Genomic DNA, 17,385 nt, shown 5'->3' with positions numbered 1-17,385 from the left:
AGAGGGCTTTAAGCACCGGAAACATCTCCAGGTACTGCATCAGGTTGCTGTATTGATCATCGGTCAGGTTCCACCTGTGCCGACGCATCAAGCTGAGCAACCCCCGGTGCTTTCTACCCTCGGGGTCGTGCTGCTGCCACAGCTTCAAAAAATGCTGGTTGACCAGGCGCACCACATGAAAGCGATCAGCCACGATCTTGGCATTGGGAAAGTATTTGCGCACAATCTGGCGGTAGGTCTCGGACAGATCCATCACCACCACCTTAACCTTCTCGCGGCCCGGCAAACGGCTCAAATAGCGCCGCAAGCTTAGCTCGGAGCGGCCCAAGACCACATCGAATACCTTGTGGTTCTTCAAGTCCACCAGCGTCGTGGCATAGCCTCGTTTGCGGCTGAAAAAATGTTCGTCAATGCCCAGCACCTGCGGACAACTTCGGCCTGACAGCTCCAAGACCCGTTGCGCCACAAACGACTGATACCAGCGCTCGACCGTGGCGCTACCGATCCTATGCGTGACCGTCAGTTTGCGCTGGCTGACCCCGCCTTCATGGGCTTCAAAGACCTCCAGCCGATACGCCTCGGTGGCGCGAAGTCGCGGTCGAATGTCGGCAAACCGGTGTCGGAAATACCGATTGCAGCCAGGACAGTGATACTTGGGCACGCTCAAATGCACCACCATGAGCTGATTACCCTGGCGGGTATGCTTGACGGTACGCTGGTGCGTGGCTTTTATCCGCACCGGCGCTTGTTGGCAGTGCATGCAGGCCGGGCGCTGCGCGGGCTTGGCCCAAACATGAATATCTCGGCGCCGCTCCACGCGCTCAATCACGACATCTTTTAATCCTAAGATAAAATCAACTGGGGACATCGGCATTCGCTCCATTAAGCTCGTTCTTCGCAAAAACAAGTTTAATGAATGCTGATCGTCCCCCCTTTATGATGAAGAGCCTTTTTTTTTGCGATTTCGTACTTCGAACTTGCTGCGACGGCTCTTGACTATTTTAAAAGTTGGCTGCAGTACTTTTCGTCCTTGTTGATAAAAACCTAAGAGGTAGATTTTGAAAGTAAAAGTTAAAGAGCTTAATGCTGAGATCGAATTGAAGAACAGCGGTATGGAGCTTCAAATTCATAGCAACGTCGGCAAGCATCTTGGTAGTTTGGTTGTCAACAAGACTCGCGTTGAATGGTGCGATGGACGCACACGAGCAGGCAATGGCGTCCAGATTTCCTGGCAGGCGTTCATTGACTACGCCAATGCGCTTAAAGCGGCACCCGGCAAGAAGGCCGCAGCTAAGAAAGCTGCCGTCAAGAAAACCATCGCGACGAAAGCTCCTGCCAAAAAAGCTATTGCAACGAAGGCCCCTGTCAAAAAGGCAGCGGTTAAAAAAGTGCCTGCCAAGAAAGCTGTTGCCAAGAAAGCAGCGGTAAAGAAAGTTGCGGTAAAGAAGGTTGCAGTCAAAAAGGCCGTCGCTGAGCAGGTTGTTGTTAGCGAGTAAACCGCTTTCTGTGATACCGGAATGACGGAGTTTGACGTTGTGCACGTCATGTCGCGGATTACTAATGGGGTTGATCTTGCAACTTCCAGTATCTTCTGCCTTCGTCGTTTTCCCGGCCCGAGCCATGGGGGCGCTTCAAGCGTGCCTCCATGGCGGCTACGCGACGTTTAATAGTTTCATTTCTTTTTCTCTTGGGCGTGCCACGACCACAGAATCCGGACATAATTAGCCTCTGAGCCACAACAACCGGAGGCTGCCATGGCATACGATTTGGTTGATTGGAAACAAGCCCCAACGCTGGCAAGGTGGTGGGCAATAGACGCTAACGGCACTGCCTACTGGCATTGCGAACCAAATATCGCCCCATTTACTGATTTTTGGATGACAGACCAGATTGAGGCTCCGCACTTTGGTTATGCGGGCGATTGGAAGGAATCGCTGACAGAACGATCGACGTAGCCTGTAACGGCCGCCCGCAACGCTGTTTTCAGCGTTGCGAATTGAGTCCTCTTTCCGAATTCCTTTACTGCACGGTAATCGTGATGGTCTGGCTCCATTCAGGGCCGAATGATTTGTGACTGTAGTCGGCGAACTGCGTGGTCAATGTGTGTTTTCCCTTGGGCAAGGTCAATTCAGTTTCGGTCTGGCCTTTGCCGAAGTGCAGGTGGGTGCTGTCGGCGGGAATAACTTGCCCAGCTGGAACCGAGCCGCCGTCAATGATCAAGTGATTGTGTCCCGAGTTGGGTGTCTGATCCCCCGCCGGGGCCACGGTTTTGCCTTCGACGCCGAATTTCACGGCGAAGGGACTGGACACGGTGGCGCCATCCGTGGGTGCGATCAGGAAGGCACGGCCTTCCGCCGCATAGGACATCGCGCCGCTGGCTAATAGCAGCGCAGCGCCACCGGTCACGATCATTTTTTTGAGCGTTGAAGTCGACATGATGCATTCCTTGAACGTGTTAACAACATATAGACGTTATGTCCGTTTGCGTGAATTCACAAACATTAATTCGTTTTAAACACTCTGGAAATGTTTCATATGGTGAGGGCGGCTTTCCCCGGGATGAAGAGTGTTGGCGTAAACCGGCTTGACGCCGCTTTTGTGGTTGTTCTAATTACCCATTACCAATAGTTTTTCATGATTTCGTGCGCCCAGCCCGGTTCGCGCAATTCTCCGCGCGGCAAATAGCCGGACCAGACTGGTTTGATATCGAGAATCGGCGTGCCGTCCACGGCGTCCAGGCCTTGTACTTCTATGTCGAGCCCGTTCTGGCCAATGACGTTGCAAACTGAAACGCCGATACGATTTGGCCGCATGCGTCCGTGCTGGGCGAAAATTCCTACCTTGGGCCAGTCAGTGCGATTGCGCGGATGGCGCGCGCCCAGTTCGCATGGTTCATCGTCGTCTATATGGAAATAAAACACAACTTCGATGTGCGAGAGCGCTTCGATGCCTTGCAGGGCATCGGGTGTAAAGCGGCCGGGGTCCAAGGAAAGGACGCATCGGTTATCGGCCCAGTGGTCTTTGGTTGCTTGTTCCCGCCCGCCTCGGACGAAGCCGATAGGTTCGAATGTTAATTTCATTGTGACGCTTCCATTTTCGTTGGCCGAATTGCCTCTCAGGGGGCTTAACGTCGGCTAAGAGTTACTATGTTTGCGCGAGAAGTCATGCAATTGTGCCATTGCGAAAAAATTTATGCTGAGCTCGTGCGTCTGGTGTACGAGCTTGGCATCTTTTTGAGCGGGCCAGCGCCTGTGGCGGCGCTCGAGCGCCGCCACAAGTAGATTGACTGCGGCCTAAATCGCGACAGAGTTGGCAAGGTTCCCGCATTCAGCGCTATATGATTTGCTGGAGTAGTGTGTGTTTCGTCTAAACTCACCGGGCATTGGGAATTTCTTTGCGAAGGCGGTGTTCTGAAGTAACCTTTGCCTATATCTGACTTCATGGAGTTGAAGTATGACGCAAGAACGCGACCCCGGTACTGGTGCCGGGACTACTGATCAGTCACAAGGCGTTGTGTTGCGCTACCAAAGCGGTTTTGGCAACGAGTTTGCCACTGAAGCCGTGGCGGGCGCTTTGCCGCAGGGGCGCAATAGCCCGCAGAATGTTTCCCTGGGCTTGTATGCCGAGCTGCTGTCGGGCACGGCGTTTACCGCGCCGCGCCATGATAACCGGCGCTCCTGGCTGTACCGGCGCCAGCCATCGGTGGTGGCGGGCCGCTATCAGCATTATTCCCAACCGCACTGGACTACCGGTGGCGACCCCACTATAGAGCTGGCGCCCGAGCCCATGCGCTGGGCGCCGTTAACCATCGACAACCCCGAGGTCGATTTTATCGACGGAATGCGCACCGTCGCGGCCAATGGCGGCGCCGATGCGCAATATGGCGTTGCGGCGCACGTTTATATTGCCGGGCGCTCGATGCGGCGGCGTGCTTTTGTCAATGCCGACGGCGAGATGCTGATCGTGCCGCAGCAGGGCGGTTTGCGGATTACCACCGAGATGGGCGTGCTTGAGGTTCAGCCGCGCGAGATCGCGGTGATTCCGCGCGGCGTGGTGTTCAAGGTAGCCTTGCTTGACGAGAGCCATGGGCCGGCGCGCGGTTATATTTGCGAGAACTACGGGGCGCATTTGCGTTTGCCGGAATTGGGGCCGATAGGGTCCAACGGCTTGGCCAATGCGCGAGACTTCCTGGCGCCGGTGGCGGCGTTTGAAGAGGCCGGCGAAGGCTATGAGCTGGTCAAGAAGTATGCCGGCCGCTTCTGGCATGCGCCGCTTAAAAGCTCGCCCTTCAATGTGGTGGCCTGGCATGGCAATCTGACGCCGGTCAAGTACGACACGGCCCATTTCATGACGATCGGGTCCATCAGCTACGACCATCCCGACCCGTCCATCTTTACGGTGTTGACGTCGCCCAGCGATACGCATGGCACGGCCAATTGCGACTTCGTGATCTTCCCGCCGCGTTGGCTGGTCATGGAAGACACCTTCCGCCCGCCCTGGTATCACCGCAACTTCATGAGCGAGTTCATGGGGCTGGTGTATGGCGAATACGATGCCAAGCCCGGTGGCTTCAAGCCGGGCGGGGCCAGCCTGCACAACAGCATGGTGCCGCATGGCCCGGACGAAGAGTCCTATGCCAAGGCCACCAGCGCCAAGCTTGCGCCGCAAAAACTGGACAACACCCTGGCTTTCATGTTCGAGAGCCGTTATCGATTCATACCCACGACCTTTGCGCTGAAAAGTCCCTTGCGGGACGTCGACTACGCCGACTGCTGGGCCGGCCTTCAGGATCACTTCAAAGCATGAACGCTATCAACGAAACCCACGCCCCCCAGTTGCGCAGCTGGGTGGCTTCGGCCAACCAGGCCGATGGCGACTTCCCCATTCAGAATCTGCCTTTCGGGCGCTTTCGCCAGGCGGGCAGCACCGAGGCCCTGCGTATCGGGGTGGCCATTGGCGACCAGGTGCTCGACCTTAGGGCAACGGGTCTGATCGATACCGACGACATGAATGCCTTGATGAACGCCAGCCCTGCCCAGCGTTCGGCCTTGCGTTCGGCCATTTCCCAGGGCCTGGCCCAGGGCAGTGCCATGCAGGCGGCCTGGACCGACGCCTTGATGCCGCAAGCGGCGGTCGAAATGGGGCTGCCATGCCGGATCAATGGCTATACCGATTTTTACACCGGCATCTATCACGCGACGACGGTGGGTTCGCTGTTTCGCCCCGACAACCCGCTGATGCCCAATTACAAATGGGTGCCTATCGGCTATCACGGGCGGGTGTCGTCCATCAAGGCCAGCGGCCAGCGCTTCAAGCGCCCTATGGGGCAGACCAAGGCGCCTGACGCCCAGGCGCCCAGCGTGGGGCCCTGCCAGCGCCTGGATTACGAGCTCGAACTGGGCTATTTGATTGGGCGCGGCAACGAGCTGGGCGAACCCATTGCCATTGGCCAGGCCGAACAGCACTTGTTTGGCGTGACACTGCTGAACGACTGGTCGGCGCGCGATATCCAGGCCTGGGAATACCAGCCGCTGGGGCCCTTTTTGTCGAAGAACTTCGCCACCAGCCTGTCGCCCTGGATCGTTACCATGGAGGCGCTGGCGCCGTTTCGGGCCAAATTCGAGCGCCCGGCGCACGACCCGCAGCCGCTGCCGTACCTGGACGATCCGCTCAATCGCCAGCAAGGCGCGTTGAACATTACGCTGGAGGTATGGTTGCATACGGCCAAGATGCGCCAGGCGGGCCTGGGCCCCGAGCGGTTGACGCGCGGCAACACGGCGCAGGCCGCTTACTGGACGGCGGCGCAGTTGGTGGCGCACCATACGGTCAATGGCTGCAATCTGGAGCCGGGCGATTTGCTGGGGTCGGGGACGTTGTCGGGCCCGAATCCGGGCGAGGCAGGCTCGTTGCTGGAGCTGAGCCTGGGCGGTAAAAACCCGATTATCCTGGGCAACGGCGAACGGCGCACGTTTCTGGAGGACGGCGACACGCTGACGCTGCGCGGTTGGTGCGAAGGCGACGGCGCGGTGCGCATCGGGTTGGGAGAAGTGTCGGGAACCGTACTGGCCGCCAGCGCTGCTTGAAGCGCGCGGCAGCGGCGAAGATACTTGGCACGTCCGGGCGGGCCTTGCAGCGCTGGCCTGCTGCAGCATCATGCCGGGTCGTATTTCGTCTTAATGTAGTCTTTGGTGTTCTATGTGGTTTGCATATCCTAAAGGAGACATAACATGTCGAAAAGCACGAAAAGCGAAACTGGTCCGAATCCGTTCAGCGAGCTGACGAAGATGTTCGAGCAGTTCAAAGTGCCTGGTGTCGATATGTCGGCGCTTGCCGATGCGCGGCGCAAGGACATAGACGCTTTGGTGGAAGCCAACAAGACCGCCTACGAAGGTATGCAGGCGCTGGCAAGCAAGCAGGCCGAGATGCTTCAACAGGCGATGGAAGGCATCAAGACCGCTGCCGGCAGCATGGGCGCGGACCCGGCCAAGCAAGCCGAGCTGGCGCGCCATGCCTGCGAAAAAACGCTGGCCGACATGAAGGAACTGGCCGAGATTGCCCGCAAATCGCAGGCCGACGCCATGGCCAGCATCACGCAGCGCGCAACGCAGAATATGCAGGAAATAAAAAAGATGATGCAGCCCAAATAGCAGCTTTGGGCCGCCGGCTACCCAGGCGGGTAGCCGAGTGCGCGGCGAACTGCGGTCTTAATCGAACAGCCCTGGCTCGATCAGGATGGAACGGTCGACGTCCTTGACGGCCGTGCGCCCGCAAAACGCCATGCTGACGTCCAGCTCTTTGGCAATGATTTCCAGCGCGCGCGTAACGCCCGCTTCGCCGAAGGCGCCCAGCGCGTACAGGAATGAGCGGCCTATCAGGGTGCCCTTGGCGCCCAGGGCCAGGGCGCGTAATACATCCTGGCCGGAGCGAACTCCGCCGTCCATCCAGACTTCGATGTCGTTGCCGACGGCTTGCACAATGTGGGGCAGCGCGGAAATAGAAGAGGGCGCGCCATCAAGCTGGCGGCCGCCATGGTTGGAGACGATGATGGCATCGGCGCCGGTATCGGCCGCGTAGCGGGCGTCTTCGGCGTCCATGATGCCTTTCAGAATCAGTTTTCCGCCCCAGGTTTTCTTGATCCAGGCAATGTCTTCCCAGCTTAGGCATGGGTCGAATTGCTCGTTGGTCCAGGCCGCCAGGGATGACGTGTCGCTGACATTCTTGGCATGGCCGACGATGTTGCCGAAACTGCGGCGAGGGCTGCCGGCCATGCCCAGACACCAAGCCGGCTTGGTCAATAGATTGAGCAGATTGACCAGCGTAGGCTTGGGGGGCGTCGACAGGCCGTTCTTGATGTCTTTGTTGCGCTGGCCCATAACCTGTAGGTCCAGCGTAACGACCAGCGCCGAACAATTGGCTGCCTTGGCGCGGTTGATCAGGCGTTCCATGAAATCTTTGTCGCGCATGACATACAACTGAAACCAGAACGGCCGCGCCGTATGGGCCGCTATGTCTTCAATAGAGCAGATGCTCATGGTGGATAGCGTAAACGGCACGCCGAATTTTTCAGCGGCCCGGGCACCCAGGATTTCGCCGTCGGCGTGCATCATTCCTGTAAGCCCCGTGGGCGCGATGGCAACGGGCATGGCCACGTCAAGGCCCGCCATGGTGCTGTTCAAGCTGCGTGTTTCTATGTTTACCGCAACGCGCTGGCGGAACTTGAGTTTTTGAAAGTCGCTTTCGTTGGAACGGTACGTGCTTTCGGTCCAGGCGCCCGAGTCGGCGTAGTCGTAGAACATTTTAGGTATGCGCCGCTTGGCCAGAACACGAAAGTCTTCGATGCAGGTAATTTTTGAAAGTTGGGTCAAAGAGTTCTCCTGGCTGGAATTGGGCTAAGCGCATGACTATGCCATGCCGCCATGCATTATGCACGCCTTGGTTCGCAACGAGAATTGGAAATCGGACTTTTTGGAATGGTAATTGAAAAGCCGGCCGGATTCAGACTGCCAGGCTCTCGGGCGGAGCATGCATTCCGTCCGCGGATTTCAGCGTTTCCTGAACCAGGCACAGCTGCGGCGCATCTCCGGCGTAAACCGATAGAGCCGTTGTGCCATTCCACCAGAAAATACGGGCCACCGGAGCTTGCCGGGCTATTTCCAGCGCCTGGGCGGCTTCGCTTTCGATGAAGTGAGTATGGTTGCGGGCCAGGATGGCCATGGCTTTGTGCCGGGCCGTTTGCGCGGCGGTATGAAGAGATTCGTCGCGCATGACCAGTTCGCCACGAAAACCATGGCGATCAAGCCAGGCCTGGGTACGGCTGCGGTCTTGTTCGGGGCGCCCGGTAATGATGGTCAGTGCGCTTAGATCCATGCTGGGCAATACTTTACTGGGCGGCAGGCCGTCCCGCTGAGCCAGCGTGCCGGCCAGATTGCTGTCATAGAGATGGGGCGGCAGGTCGGCCAGCAAGATGCCGTCAAGGTCTATTGCCCACGAGGCATATTCGTGTTCAGGCTGCAGTGGCTGATTGCCGGTGGCCGCAAAGGCCGGGGTAATGGACTCGCGTTCCCATGGAAACCAAGCGCGCATGCCGGGCGGAAGTTTCACGCCGTAATCGGGCTGCATGCGCGACTCGGCGTCGTAGGCCAGTGTAAATGTGCGGGTTTCATATCCTTGCGCGGCCAGGAACTTATGGCAGTCGACCAGCGTGGTTCCGCGCCCGGCAATGTCTTCCACCAGCAGGATGCGCGCGCCCTTGGCCGGCGCTTGCGCCGTGAACCATGAAACCTGCCGCGCTGCGCGCTGGTAGGATAGGGCAAACAACGGCAGGCTTAGCGCGGTGGACGCCATGACCGCGGGCGCCAGGCCTCCGCGCGCAATGGCAACGATGGCATCGAACCCATGTTTGCGCCATTGCGGGACATGGTCGAAAACAGCGGCCTCGACCCGGGAATAGTCATAGGAAAAAGCGGTAAGCGTGGTTTGCATGTGGATTTCCTGCCATGGCCTGCCGCAACAAAAGACAGGCGAAAAAACTTGTGTTATAGTTATGCCTCTTTACAGCGGCTGTAGCTCAGTTGGATAGAGTACTTGGCTACGAACCAAGGGGTCGTGGGTTCGAATCCTGCCAGCCGCGCCAGAATTACCCTAGCCTTATCAGCTAGTTAGAACCGCCTAGAGCTCCAACTCTCTAGGCGGTTTTTCTTTGTGTGTCCCGCCTACTTACATGTTACCAGGAGCCGCGTCGCAGCTTTGCCGACTGCGCCTGGTTCAGGCGCTTGGCTTCCTGTTCGGCGTAGCCTTCTTCGCCCGCCTCGTACTTTCCTTCGTAAAGGCAGCTGCTGCGGTTCCAGGTGCAGTCGCTGCTGCGCTCTGAACTCTTTCCCATCAAAGAGCATCCAGAAGCAATCGCGGCCAGGAGCAGTGCTACGCCACATCGGCTGAACGTTTGGATGGACATTTTTTGAGGCCTATATAGAAGATGCTAAAGTCATTTTTATAACAGATTCCTGAGAGCCGTTCTGGATGGCAACGTACATGGCCAACTCCACGCCCTTATCTTCCAGCGGCATTGCCGCGCAGGTATTGCAAGCCTATCTTGAGACCGAATACCGGGTCCTGGCGGATCCTCCTTTTGTTTTGCTGATCGACTGTTTCAGTGCGCCTTTGGCCAGTCTGCATGCGCGCCATGGCGTTGCATGCAGCAGCTTCTTGACTGCTTGCAATCCATACAGCCAGTTGGTGGACGCAGCGCTCAATGTCCGCCGCCAGCAACAATTGTCGGCCGATTTGCAAGCGCGCGGCTGTGTGTACTATTCGGGAGAAGGCGCGCATCCGTCGGGATCCTGGCCGGCGGAGCCGAGCTTTTTGGTCTTGGGTCTGGATCTGCGGCAAGCCTGTGCGCTGGGGCAGCAATACGAACAAAACGCAGTGCTATGTTGCGATGCACAGGCGATTCCCCGCCTGGTGCTGTTACGTTGAAGATGCTTCCGGTAAGGGTTAGCCCTGTTCGGGCTGGCTGCGTTTGACTATAAACTGCTTCAGGTCGAAATTTTCGACGTTATTCCTTTAAAGGAGCAGTTAATGGCTGATACCTACGTGATCGTGCATGGTGCCTGGCATACCGGTGCCGAAATGGAAGCGGTGGCCGAGCACATACGCTCGGCGGGCCACACAGTGCATTGCCCCACGATCGCGGGCAATCGCGAGGGCGACGATCGCAACACCAGCGGCCTTGAAGAAGCTATTGCCAGCGCTGTTGCTTATATAGAGTCGAATGATTTGAGCAATGTGCGCCTGGTCGGGCATAGCTACGGCGGGATGGTCATTTCGGGCGTGGCCGATCGCATCCTGCCCCGCCTCAAGCGGCTGGTTTATGTGAACGCGTTCGTGCCGCTGGACGGCCAATGCCTGAACGACATGGTGCCGCCTCATTATGTGACGCTGTTCGATTCGATCGCCATCGCCCAGAACAATGCGGTGACGCTGCCATTCGAGGTCTGGCGCGAGGCTTTCATCAACGATGCGGACCTGGCGTTGGCGCAGTCAAGCTATGCCACGCTTAACCCCCATCCGTACCATACATTCATCGATCCAATCTCGCTGAAAAAGCCGCTGGCCGAGCTGAGTATCGGCAAGTCCTATGTCAATTGCCAGCAAGACATCGCGCTGCCGCACGGCTTGCCCTGGCATCCGCGCCTGTCCGAAAGACTGGGCTTGTTTCGCCTGGTCGAATGCCCGGGCAGCCACGAGACCTGGTTCAGCAACCCCCAGCGCCTGGCGCAGGCCATCGTCGAAGCGGGACGAGACTGATTCCCGCCGCCGCCGTGAAGCGCAACTGAATTGGTTTTAGTTGCTGTGTGCCGCTTGGGCCTCGCAATCAAGCCAGAAGGCGGGCGACTTGCCTGCCCCAGTCTTACGAGCCAGGGCTTGCAGCCGCAACCAGCGGGGCGCGCTGCACGCCGGCGTTGACGATATGGCGGCATGGGTTGCTGCCTATGGCATAGGCCAGGTCCCCTGGCCGGTCGATTTCCCAAAGTGCGAAATCGGCGACTTTCCCGACGGACAGGCTGCCCAGCGAGTCGGCCATGCCAAGGGCGCGCGCGGCATGGAGGGTGGCGCCTGCCAGGGCTTCTTGCGGCGTCATGCGAAACAGCGTGCAGGCCATATTCATGGCCAGAAGCAGCGAAGTCATGGGCGAGGTGCCGGGGTTGCTGTCGGTGGAAATGGCTATCGGCACGCCCGCGTCGCGCAAGGCCTGGATGGGCGGCAATTTGGTTTCGCGCAGGAAATAGAAGGCGCCCGGCAACAGCACGGCGACGGTTCCGGCAGCCGCCATGGCGGCAATGCCATGGCTGGACAAGTGTTCCAGATGGTCGGCCGATAGACCTTTATATTGCGCGGTGAGCGCGGCGCCGTTCTGGTCCGAGAGCTGTTCCGCATGCAGTTTTACCGGCAGGCCGTGCCGGTGCGCCGCCTGGAAAACGCATTCAGTCTGGGCCGGAGAAAAGCCGATGTTTTCGCAGAAGGCATCGACGGCATCAACCAGCTTGAGCTCATGCAGCGCCGGCAGCATGTCATTGCACACGGCGTCTATATAGGCATCGGCTTGGCCGGCATATTCGGGCGGCAGCGCGTGCGCGCCCAGGAAGGTGGTCTTGACCCGTACAGGCAGGCTTGCTCCGATGCGGCGCGCAACACGCAGCATTTTGGTTTCGGATTCCAGGTCCAGTCCGTAGCCGGATTTGATTTCCAGAGTGGTGACGCCTTCGGCCAGCAGGGTGCATACACGCGGCAGGCTGGCCTGGAACAAGGCGTCGTCCGAGGCGGCCCGCGTGGCGCGTACGGTCGAGACAATGCCGCCGCCATTGCGTGCGATCTCTTCGTAGGCCACGCCGTTCAGCCGTGCTTCGAATTCGTCGCTGCGGTTGCCGGCGTAGACGATATGCGTATGGCAGTCGATCAGGCCCGGGGTCAGCCACAGGCCGCCGGCATCGTGTTCCAGATTGGCGTGGTAGTCCGCGGGCAGGTCCGCGCGGCGGCCCACCCAGGCGATGCGTCCGTCTTTGACGGCAATGGCGCCATCGGGTACTTCGCCGTAAGCGCCGCCGTTCATGGCGGCCAGATGGACGTTTTGCCAGAGCGCGTCCCAACGCGGGTTTTTATGAGAGGGCATTGGGTTTTCCTTGGTGGGCCAGGGCCAGCGCAGCCTTCAGGGCGTTTTGCTGGAATCGTCGGCGGCGCCGCTGCGTTCGACCAGCCTGGCTATCAGGCGCGCGGCGACGCGTGCAGTGCGATTGTCGATGTCGTGGGCGGGGTTCAGTTCGGCAACGTCCGCCAAACGCAACTTGCCGCTGGCAGAGACCAGGTCGAGCAAAGGCTCAATGACCTCCAGTCCCACGCCGCGCGCCGCCGGCGCGCTGACGCCGGGAGCGATGGCTGCGGGCAGGACGTCCAGGCAAATAGTGAAATAGACATGGTCGACGCCCGCCAGAAAGTCGCGCAGCGTGTCCAGGCTGGCTTCGCGTTGCGTCAAGTCCATTTCGTCGTCCAGCCGCCAGCGTACGCCCAGTTTGCTGGCGCGATCAAACAGCGCTTCGGTGTTGGAGAAGGCGCTGACGCCCAGGCAACAGTAGTTGAACGGCCAGCCCCGTGCCTGGCAGTCCTCGGCTATTTGGCGAAACGGGGTGCCCGAACTGGCCTGGTCGCCCTGGCGCAGATCGAAATGCGCGTCCAGGTTGACGATGCCGATGCGCGGGACGGTGTCCGGTTCGTGCTGGGCCAGGAAGCGCGCCAGTCCGCCGAACGAACCGAAAGCCATTTCGTGGCCGCCGCCCAGGACGATGGGCAGCAATTGCCGCTGCAGCAGTTCGGCCAGCGCGGTGGAGAGCTCGTTTTGCGCGGCCTCCAGGCCGTCTCCGTTGTCGTCGGGTTCGCAAATGACGTCGCCGGCGTCCGTCATGGATATAGCGGCATGGCGCACAGGCATATTGCTAAGCATGGCGCGCAGCGTGGCGGGGCCGTTGCGTGCGCCTATGCGGCCATGATTGCGAGCCACGCCGGCGTCCGAGGCGAAGCCTACAAACGCCACGCCCGTGGCGGTGTCGGCGTTCAGCGGCTGGATGACCTCGTGCCAACGTCTGCCCAGAAGTCCCTCTTCCGTGTCGCTGCGTCCATGCCAGCGGGCCATATCGGGGGCGTAGCGCATAAGGAGCTCCTGTTTACTTGATCATGGGCAATTTTAGCCCGTGATGCTTGGCGCAGGCTATCGCGCTTTCGTAACCGGCATCGGCATGGCGCATGACGCCCGAGGCGCAGTCGTTGACCAGTACCCGGCCCAGCCGCGTTGCGGCCTGGTCGCTGCCGTCGGCCACGATGACCATGCCGGCATGCTGGGAATAGCCCATGCCGACGCCGCCGCCATGGTGCAGCGAGACCCAGCTGGCGCCGCCCGCGGTATTGAGCAGTGCATTGAGCAAAGGCCAGTCGGACACGGCATCGGTGCCGTCTTTCATGGCTTCGGTTTCGCGGTTGGGGCTGGCGACCGATCCGGTATCCAGGTGATCACGGCCGATGACGATAGGGGCTTTCAGTTCGCCGCTCTTGACCATTTCGTTGAAGGCCAGGCCCGCGATATGGCGTTCACCCAAGCCCAGCCAGCAGATGCGCGCCGGCAAGCCCTGGAACGCAATGCGTTCGCGCGCCATGTCGAGCCAGTGATGGACCGGCTTGTTGTCGGGGAACAGCTCTTTGATCTTGGCGTCGGTCTTGTAGATGTCTTCGGGGTCGCCCGACAAGGCCACCCAGCGGAAAGGCCCTTTGCCGTCGCAGAACAGGGGGCGGATATAAGCGGGTACGAAGCCGGGGAAGTCGAAGGCGTTCTTGACGCCGCCATCGAATGCCACCTGGCGGATGTTGTTGCCGTAGTCCACGGTGGGAATGCCCATGGCGTGGAAATCGAGCATGGCTTGCACATGCACGGCGCAGGACTTGGTTGCATCGGCCACCAGCCTGGCGTGCTGGCTTTCATCTTGCTGTGCGGCTTTCCATTGGTCCACATTCCAGCCTATGGGCAGATAGCCGTTGACCAGATCATGGGCCGATGTCTGGTCGGTGACCAGGTCCGGCTTTACGCCGCCGGCCTTGGCGCGCCTGGCCAGTTCGGGCAGGATCTCGGCGGCGTTGCCCAGCAGGGCAATCGATACCGCCTCTTTGCGTTCGCAGTGATGCTGGACCATGGCCAAGGCTTCGTCCAGGTCTTTGGCTTGTTTGTCGACATAGCGGGTGCGCAGGCGAAAATCGATGCTGCTTTGCTGGCATTCTATGTTCAGCGAAACGGCTCCGGCCAGCGTGGCGGCCAGGGGCTGGGCGCCGCCCATGCCGCCCAGCCCGGCGGTGACGATCCAGCGTCCGGCCCAATCGCCGTTGAAGTGCTGGCGGCCGGCTTCGACAAAGGTTTCGTAAGTACCCTGGATAATGCCCTGGCTGCCTATGTAGATCCAGCTGCCGGCCGTCATCTGGCCGTACATGAACAGGCCCTTGCGGTCGAGCTCGTTGAAATGTTCCCAATTGGCCCATTTAGGCACCAGGTTGGAATTGGCGATCAGGACGCGGGGAGCGTCGGGGTGGGTCTTGAATACACCGACCGGCTTGCCGGACTGGATCAGCAAGGACTCGTCGTCGTTGAGCTCTTTCAGGGAGGCCAGGATCTGGTCGTAGCAGGCCCAGTCGCGCGCGGCGCGGCCGATGCCGCCGTAGACTACCAGATGCTTCGGGTTTTCGGCCACTTCGGCGTCCAGGTTGTTCTGGATCATGCGGTAAGCCGCCTCGGTCACCCAGCTTTTGCAGCTTAGCTGGCTGCCGCGCGGCGCGCGGATGCTGCGGCTTGCGTCGTAGCGGGGATCGTCGGTCAGGCGTGTGTTGTCGGCGTGTGTGTCCATGGTGCTTTCCTTCAGAAATTGGGTGTCGCAATACAGCGGGTTATCAGGGGGCGGCAGGTCGTCAATGCAGGCCCAGGTATGCCGCGGTCAGGGCAGGGTCCTGGGCAGCCGCGGCGGCGCTTCCCTGCCAGACGGTGCTGCCGGATTCCAGTACGCAGATATCGTCGGCCACGGCCAGTGCGCGGTCGGTGTTCTGTTCGACCAGCAGGATGGTCATGCCGTCCTGCCGCAACTGCTGCAGCGCGCGATAGCACAGGTCGATGATCTTCGGCATCAGCCCCAGCGAGAGTTCGTCGATCATGATGAGCTTGGGGCGTGTCATGAGGGCGCGGCCGATCGCCAGCATTTGCTGCTCACCGCCGGACAGGTTGGAAGCCAGGGAGTTCAGCCTTTCTCCCAGCCGGGGGAACAGGGTCAGCACGTAATCGCGGTCATGCTTGAACTCGGCCGCGGGCCGGATCAGCCCGCCCACGCGCAAGTTGTCCTCGACGCTAAGATCCTTGAACAGGCGCCGGCCTTCGGGCGATATCGCCAGGCCGCGCCGCACCCGTTCATGAGGCGGGATGGCGCCGATATCCTGGCCCTCAAGCAGAATCTGTCCTTGCTGCAGGGCTACGTGTCCGGCGATGCACATCAGCGTGGAGGATTTCCCCGCGCCGTTGGCGCCCAGCAAGCCAGTGATGGTGCCAGTCCGCAAAGTAAGCGAGAGGCCGCCAACGGCCTGGAAGGCGCCGTAGCCGCAAGATAGGTTTTTTAGCTCAAGCATGGGCTGCTCCTGTAGCGGCGGAGACGCCTGTTTCGGCGATGGTGTCGCCGCCCAGATAGGCGGCGCGCACGGCGGGCTGGTCCATGACTTCGCGGGGTGTGCCGCTGGCAATCTTGCGGCCGTTGTCCAGCACCACCAGGCGCTGGCAAATACGCATGACTTCGCCCAGGTTGTGTTCGATCAGGACGATGGTCATGCCTTGCCGGTTGATCTCGGCAATGGTGCTTGCCAGCGCGTGGGCTTCTTTGGAGTTCAGCCCGGCAAGGGGTTCGTCCAGCAGCAGCAGCTTGGGTTTGAGCGCCAGCGCGCGGGCCACTTCCAGGCGTTTTAGCACCCCCAGCGGCTGGATGCCGGGCATCTGGTGGGCATAGTCGGCGATGCCGACCCTGGCCAGCGCTTCGCGCCCGATTTCGTTTTCAGTGGTCTGGGATAAATGCAGCAGGGCTTTAAGCGCCGAGCCTGTGCGTTCGGCGCCGGCAGCCAGCGTGACGTTGTCCAGTACCGATATGCCGCGAAATGGCTTGACCAGTTGTTGCGACAGCGCCAGGCCTTTGCGGATTCGTTTATGAATGGGCATGCCGTTCAGGCTTTCGCCATTCAGCTGCACGTCGCCTGAAGTAGGACGCACGACGCCGGTAATGGAGCGCATCAGCGTGGTCTTGCCGGCGCCGTTCGGGCCGATCAGGCCCAGCAGCTCGCCGGGGATGACATCGAACGAGACGTCTGCAACCGCGCTCAGTCCGCCGAAGCGCACGACCATATTGGACACTTGCAAAAGTGCTGGAGTTGCGGCGTTCATGGCTTGGCTCCGGTAATGGCAGGCTTGGAGCCCTTGGCATTGGCGCCGCGTTTCAGCGCGCGCCTTACGATGCCGGCCACGCCGGTGGGCGAGAAGCGCATCATCAGAAACAGCAGGCCGCCGTAGACCAGCAGCTTGTAATCGCCGATGACCTGGAACCAGGCCGGCAAGGCCGACAGCAAGGCCGCGCCGAAGATGACGCCGGGCACGGAGCCGATGCCTCCGAATACCACCATGGAAAGAACGCTGATCGATTCGATGAAGCCGAAGCTGTCGGGGCCGACATACTTGAAGTGCTGGCCGTAAAGCGCGCCGGCCAGTCCCGCCAGCGCCGTGCCGATTGCAAAGGCGGCCAGTTTGTAGCGCGGCACGTCGATGCCCATGATCCGCATGGTGTCTTCGTCTTCGGCAATGCCGTTCAGGACCTTGCCCATCCAGGATTTGCGGATATAGACGCACAGCGCCGCGGTGGCGGCGGCTAGCGCCAGCGTAAGCCACATGAATCCGGTCTTGGACAAGTCAGGTCCGGGAATAGCGGAAATGCCCAGTTCGCCGCCCAGCCAATCTTGCTGACGCACGATGCCGACGAACAGGAACACCACCCCCATGGTGGTGATGGCCAGGAAGTCGTCGCGCACGCGCAGGCTGGCCAGCCCGACCACGACGCCGACAAGTCCCGCCGCCAGCATGGCCAGCGGCATCGTGGCATAGAAAGGAATGCCGGCTTTGCACAGCATGGCGGAGGTGTAGGCGCCCACGCCAAGAAACGCGGCGTGCCCCAGGCTGATCTGCCCGCACAGGCCGGTAATGAGGTTGAGCGACAGGGCAAACAGCACGCTGATGCCCATGGCGGTCAAAAGAGAAATTTCGTAAGCCATCGTGTGCGC

Annotated in this window: 19 protein-coding genes and 1 tRNA gene; 8 read left to right on the top strand and 12 right to left on the bottom strand. The window is 60.1% G+C overall.

Annotation, left to right across the window (positions count from 1 at the left end; genetic code table 11):
- The coding region (locus tag DFR37_RS15960) for an ISL3 family transposase (RefSeq protein WP_113934277.1) at positions 1-868 on the bottom strand (868 nt) is incomplete at its 3' end.
- Positions 869-1,058: 190 nt separating this feature from the next.
- Here DFR37_RS15960 and DFR37_RS23160 point away from each other — a divergent pair.
- A complete protein-coding gene (locus tag DFR37_RS23160; protein ID WP_113934276.1) occupies positions 1,059-1,496 on the top strand; it encodes a hypothetical protein in 438 nt (145 codons plus the stop codon).
- A gap of 258 nt (positions 1,497-1,754) precedes the next feature.
- Entirely contained in the window at positions 1,755-1,955 is a 201-nt protein-coding gene (locus DFR37_RS15950; RefSeq protein ID WP_113934275.1) for a hypothetical protein, read from the top strand.
- Between the two features lie 64 nt (positions 1,956-2,019).
- Here the strand turns inward: DFR37_RS15950 and DFR37_RS15945 are convergent, their stop codons facing one another.
- A complete protein-coding gene (locus DFR37_RS15945; protein WP_113934274.1) occupies positions 2,020-2,436 on the bottom strand; it encodes a DUF4399 domain-containing protein in 417 nt (138 codons plus the stop codon).
- 182 nt (positions 2,437-2,618) lie between these two features.
- On the bottom strand, positions 2,619-3,080 hold the full coding sequence (locus DFR37_RS15940) for an SAM-dependent methyltransferase (protein WP_113934273.1): 462 nt from the start codon (positions 3,078-3,080) through the stop codon (positions 2,619-2,621).
- Between the two features lie 373 nt (positions 3,081-3,453).
- Here DFR37_RS15940 and hmgA point away from each other — a divergent pair, with 373 nt between their 5' ends.
- The 3 genes from hmgA to DFR37_RS15925 all read left to right on the top strand — a co-directional run bounded on the left by hmgA (position 3,454) and on the right by DFR37_RS15925 (position 6,647).
- Positions 3,454-4,806 (top strand): homogentisate 1,2-dioxygenase, encoded by a 1,353-nt coding sequence (gene hmgA, locus DFR37_RS15935; protein WP_113934272.1) that lies wholly within the window; start codon positions 3,454-3,456, stop codon positions 4,804-4,806.
- Positions 4,803-6,083, top strand: coding sequence for a fumarylacetoacetase (fahA, locus tag DFR37_RS15930; RefSeq protein WP_113934271.1), 1,281 nt, complete (start codon positions 4,803-4,805; stop codon positions 6,081-6,083). Before hmgA ends, fahA begins: the two co-directional genes overlap by 4 nt.
- A 144-nt stretch (positions 6,084-6,227) precedes the next feature.
- Complete coding sequence (locus tag DFR37_RS15925) at positions 6,228-6,647, top strand: phasin family protein (RefSeq protein ID WP_113934270.1); 420 nt, start codon at positions 6,228-6,230, stop codon at positions 6,645-6,647.
- A 57-nt stretch (positions 6,648-6,704) separates the two neighbouring features.
- On the opposite strand, the gene DFR37_RS15920 is transcribed toward DFR37_RS15925, so the two are convergent.
- Together DFR37_RS15920 and DFR37_RS15915 are read right to left on the bottom strand one after the other, a co-directional pair.
- Positions 6,705-7,865 (bottom strand): alpha-hydroxy acid oxidase, encoded by a 1,161-nt coding sequence (locus DFR37_RS15920; protein WP_113934269.1) that lies wholly within the window; start codon positions 7,863-7,865, stop codon positions 6,705-6,707.
- A 130-nt stretch (positions 7,866-7,995) separates the two neighbouring features.
- Positions 7,996-8,982: a phosphoribosyltransferase family protein gene (locus DFR37_RS15915; protein WP_113934268.1), complete on the bottom strand. Its 987-nt coding sequence runs from the start codon at positions 8,980-8,982 to the stop codon at positions 7,996-7,998.
- A gap of 74 nt (positions 8,983-9,056) precedes the next feature.
- On the opposite strand from DFR37_RS15915, the gene DFR37_RS15910 reads away from it, so the two are divergent.
- Positions 9,057-9,133, top strand: a tRNA-Arg gene (locus DFR37_RS15910).
- Positions 9,134-9,223: 90 nt separating this feature from the next.
- Here DFR37_RS15910 and DFR37_RS15905 read toward each other — a convergent pair.
- Positions 9,224-9,382 (bottom strand): hypothetical protein, encoded by a 159-nt coding sequence (locus DFR37_RS15905; RefSeq protein ID WP_379881348.1) that lies wholly within the window; start codon positions 9,380-9,382, stop codon positions 9,224-9,226.
- 149 nt (positions 9,383-9,531) lie between these two features.
- On the opposite strand from DFR37_RS15905, the gene DFR37_RS15900 reads away from it, so the two are divergent.
- Together DFR37_RS15900 and DFR37_RS15895 are read left to right on the top strand one after the other, a co-directional pair.
- The gene (locus DFR37_RS15900; RefSeq protein ID WP_113934266.1) at positions 9,532-9,975 is read left to right on the top strand and encodes a DUF3293 domain-containing protein; all 444 of its coding nucleotides are present in this window, start codon (positions 9,532-9,534) and stop codon (positions 9,973-9,975) included.
- A 102-nt stretch (positions 9,976-10,077) separates the two neighbouring features.
- Positions 10,078-10,806: an alpha/beta hydrolase gene (locus tag DFR37_RS15895; protein ID WP_113934265.1), complete on the top strand. Its 729-nt coding sequence runs from the start codon at positions 10,078-10,080 to the stop codon at positions 10,804-10,806.
- 103 nt (positions 10,807-10,909) lie between these two features.
- Here DFR37_RS15895 and hutI read toward each other — a convergent pair whose 3' ends face one another.
- The 6 genes from hutI to DFR37_RS15865 all read right to left on the bottom strand — a co-directional run bounded on the left by hutI (position 10,910) and on the right by DFR37_RS15865 (position 17,376).
- Complete coding sequence (gene hutI / locus DFR37_RS15890; RefSeq protein WP_113934264.1) at positions 10,910-12,169, bottom strand: imidazolonepropionase; 1,260 nt, start codon at positions 12,167-12,169, stop codon at positions 10,910-10,912.
- A gap of 36 nt (positions 12,170-12,205) precedes the next feature.
- On the bottom strand, positions 12,206-13,201 hold the full coding sequence (hutG, locus tag DFR37_RS15885; protein ID WP_113934263.1) for a formimidoylglutamase: 996 nt from the start codon (positions 13,199-13,201) through the stop codon (positions 12,206-12,208).
- Positions 13,202-13,214: 13 nt separating this feature from the next.
- Positions 13,215-14,933 (bottom strand): urocanate hydratase, encoded by a 1,719-nt coding sequence (gene hutU / locus DFR37_RS15880; protein ID WP_113934262.1) that lies wholly within the window; start codon positions 14,931-14,933, stop codon positions 13,215-13,217.
- Positions 14,934-14,994: 61 nt separating this feature from the next.
- Positions 14,995-15,699 carry an ABC transporter ATP-binding protein gene (locus DFR37_RS15875; RefSeq protein ID WP_113934261.1) on the bottom strand — a complete coding sequence of 235 codons (705 nt, stop codon included), beginning with the start codon at positions 15,697-15,699 and terminating at the stop codon, positions 14,995-14,997.
- Positions 15,692-16,498 carry an ABC transporter ATP-binding protein gene (locus tag DFR37_RS15870; protein WP_113934260.1) on the bottom strand — a complete coding sequence of 269 codons (807 nt, stop codon included), beginning with the start codon at positions 16,496-16,498 and terminating at the stop codon, positions 15,692-15,694. The genes DFR37_RS15875 and DFR37_RS15870 overlap by 8 nt, the downstream gene beginning before the upstream one ends.
- On the bottom strand, positions 16,495-17,376 hold the full coding sequence (locus DFR37_RS15865) for a branched-chain amino acid ABC transporter permease (RefSeq protein ID WP_242341864.1): 882 nt from the start codon (positions 17,374-17,376) through the stop codon (positions 16,495-16,497). Before DFR37_RS15865 ends, DFR37_RS15870 begins: the two co-directional genes overlap by 4 nt.
- Positions 17,377-17,385 lie beyond the last annotated feature (9 nt).

This window comes from Eoetvoesiella caeni, assembly GCF_003315175.1.
GTDB lineage: Bacteria > Pseudomonadota > Gammaproteobacteria > Burkholderiales > Burkholderiaceae_B > Eoetvoesia > Eoetvoesia caeni.
The sequence above is the reverse complement of the archived record's forward strand: the minus strand, read 5'-3'. Positions and strand labels throughout refer to the sequence as shown.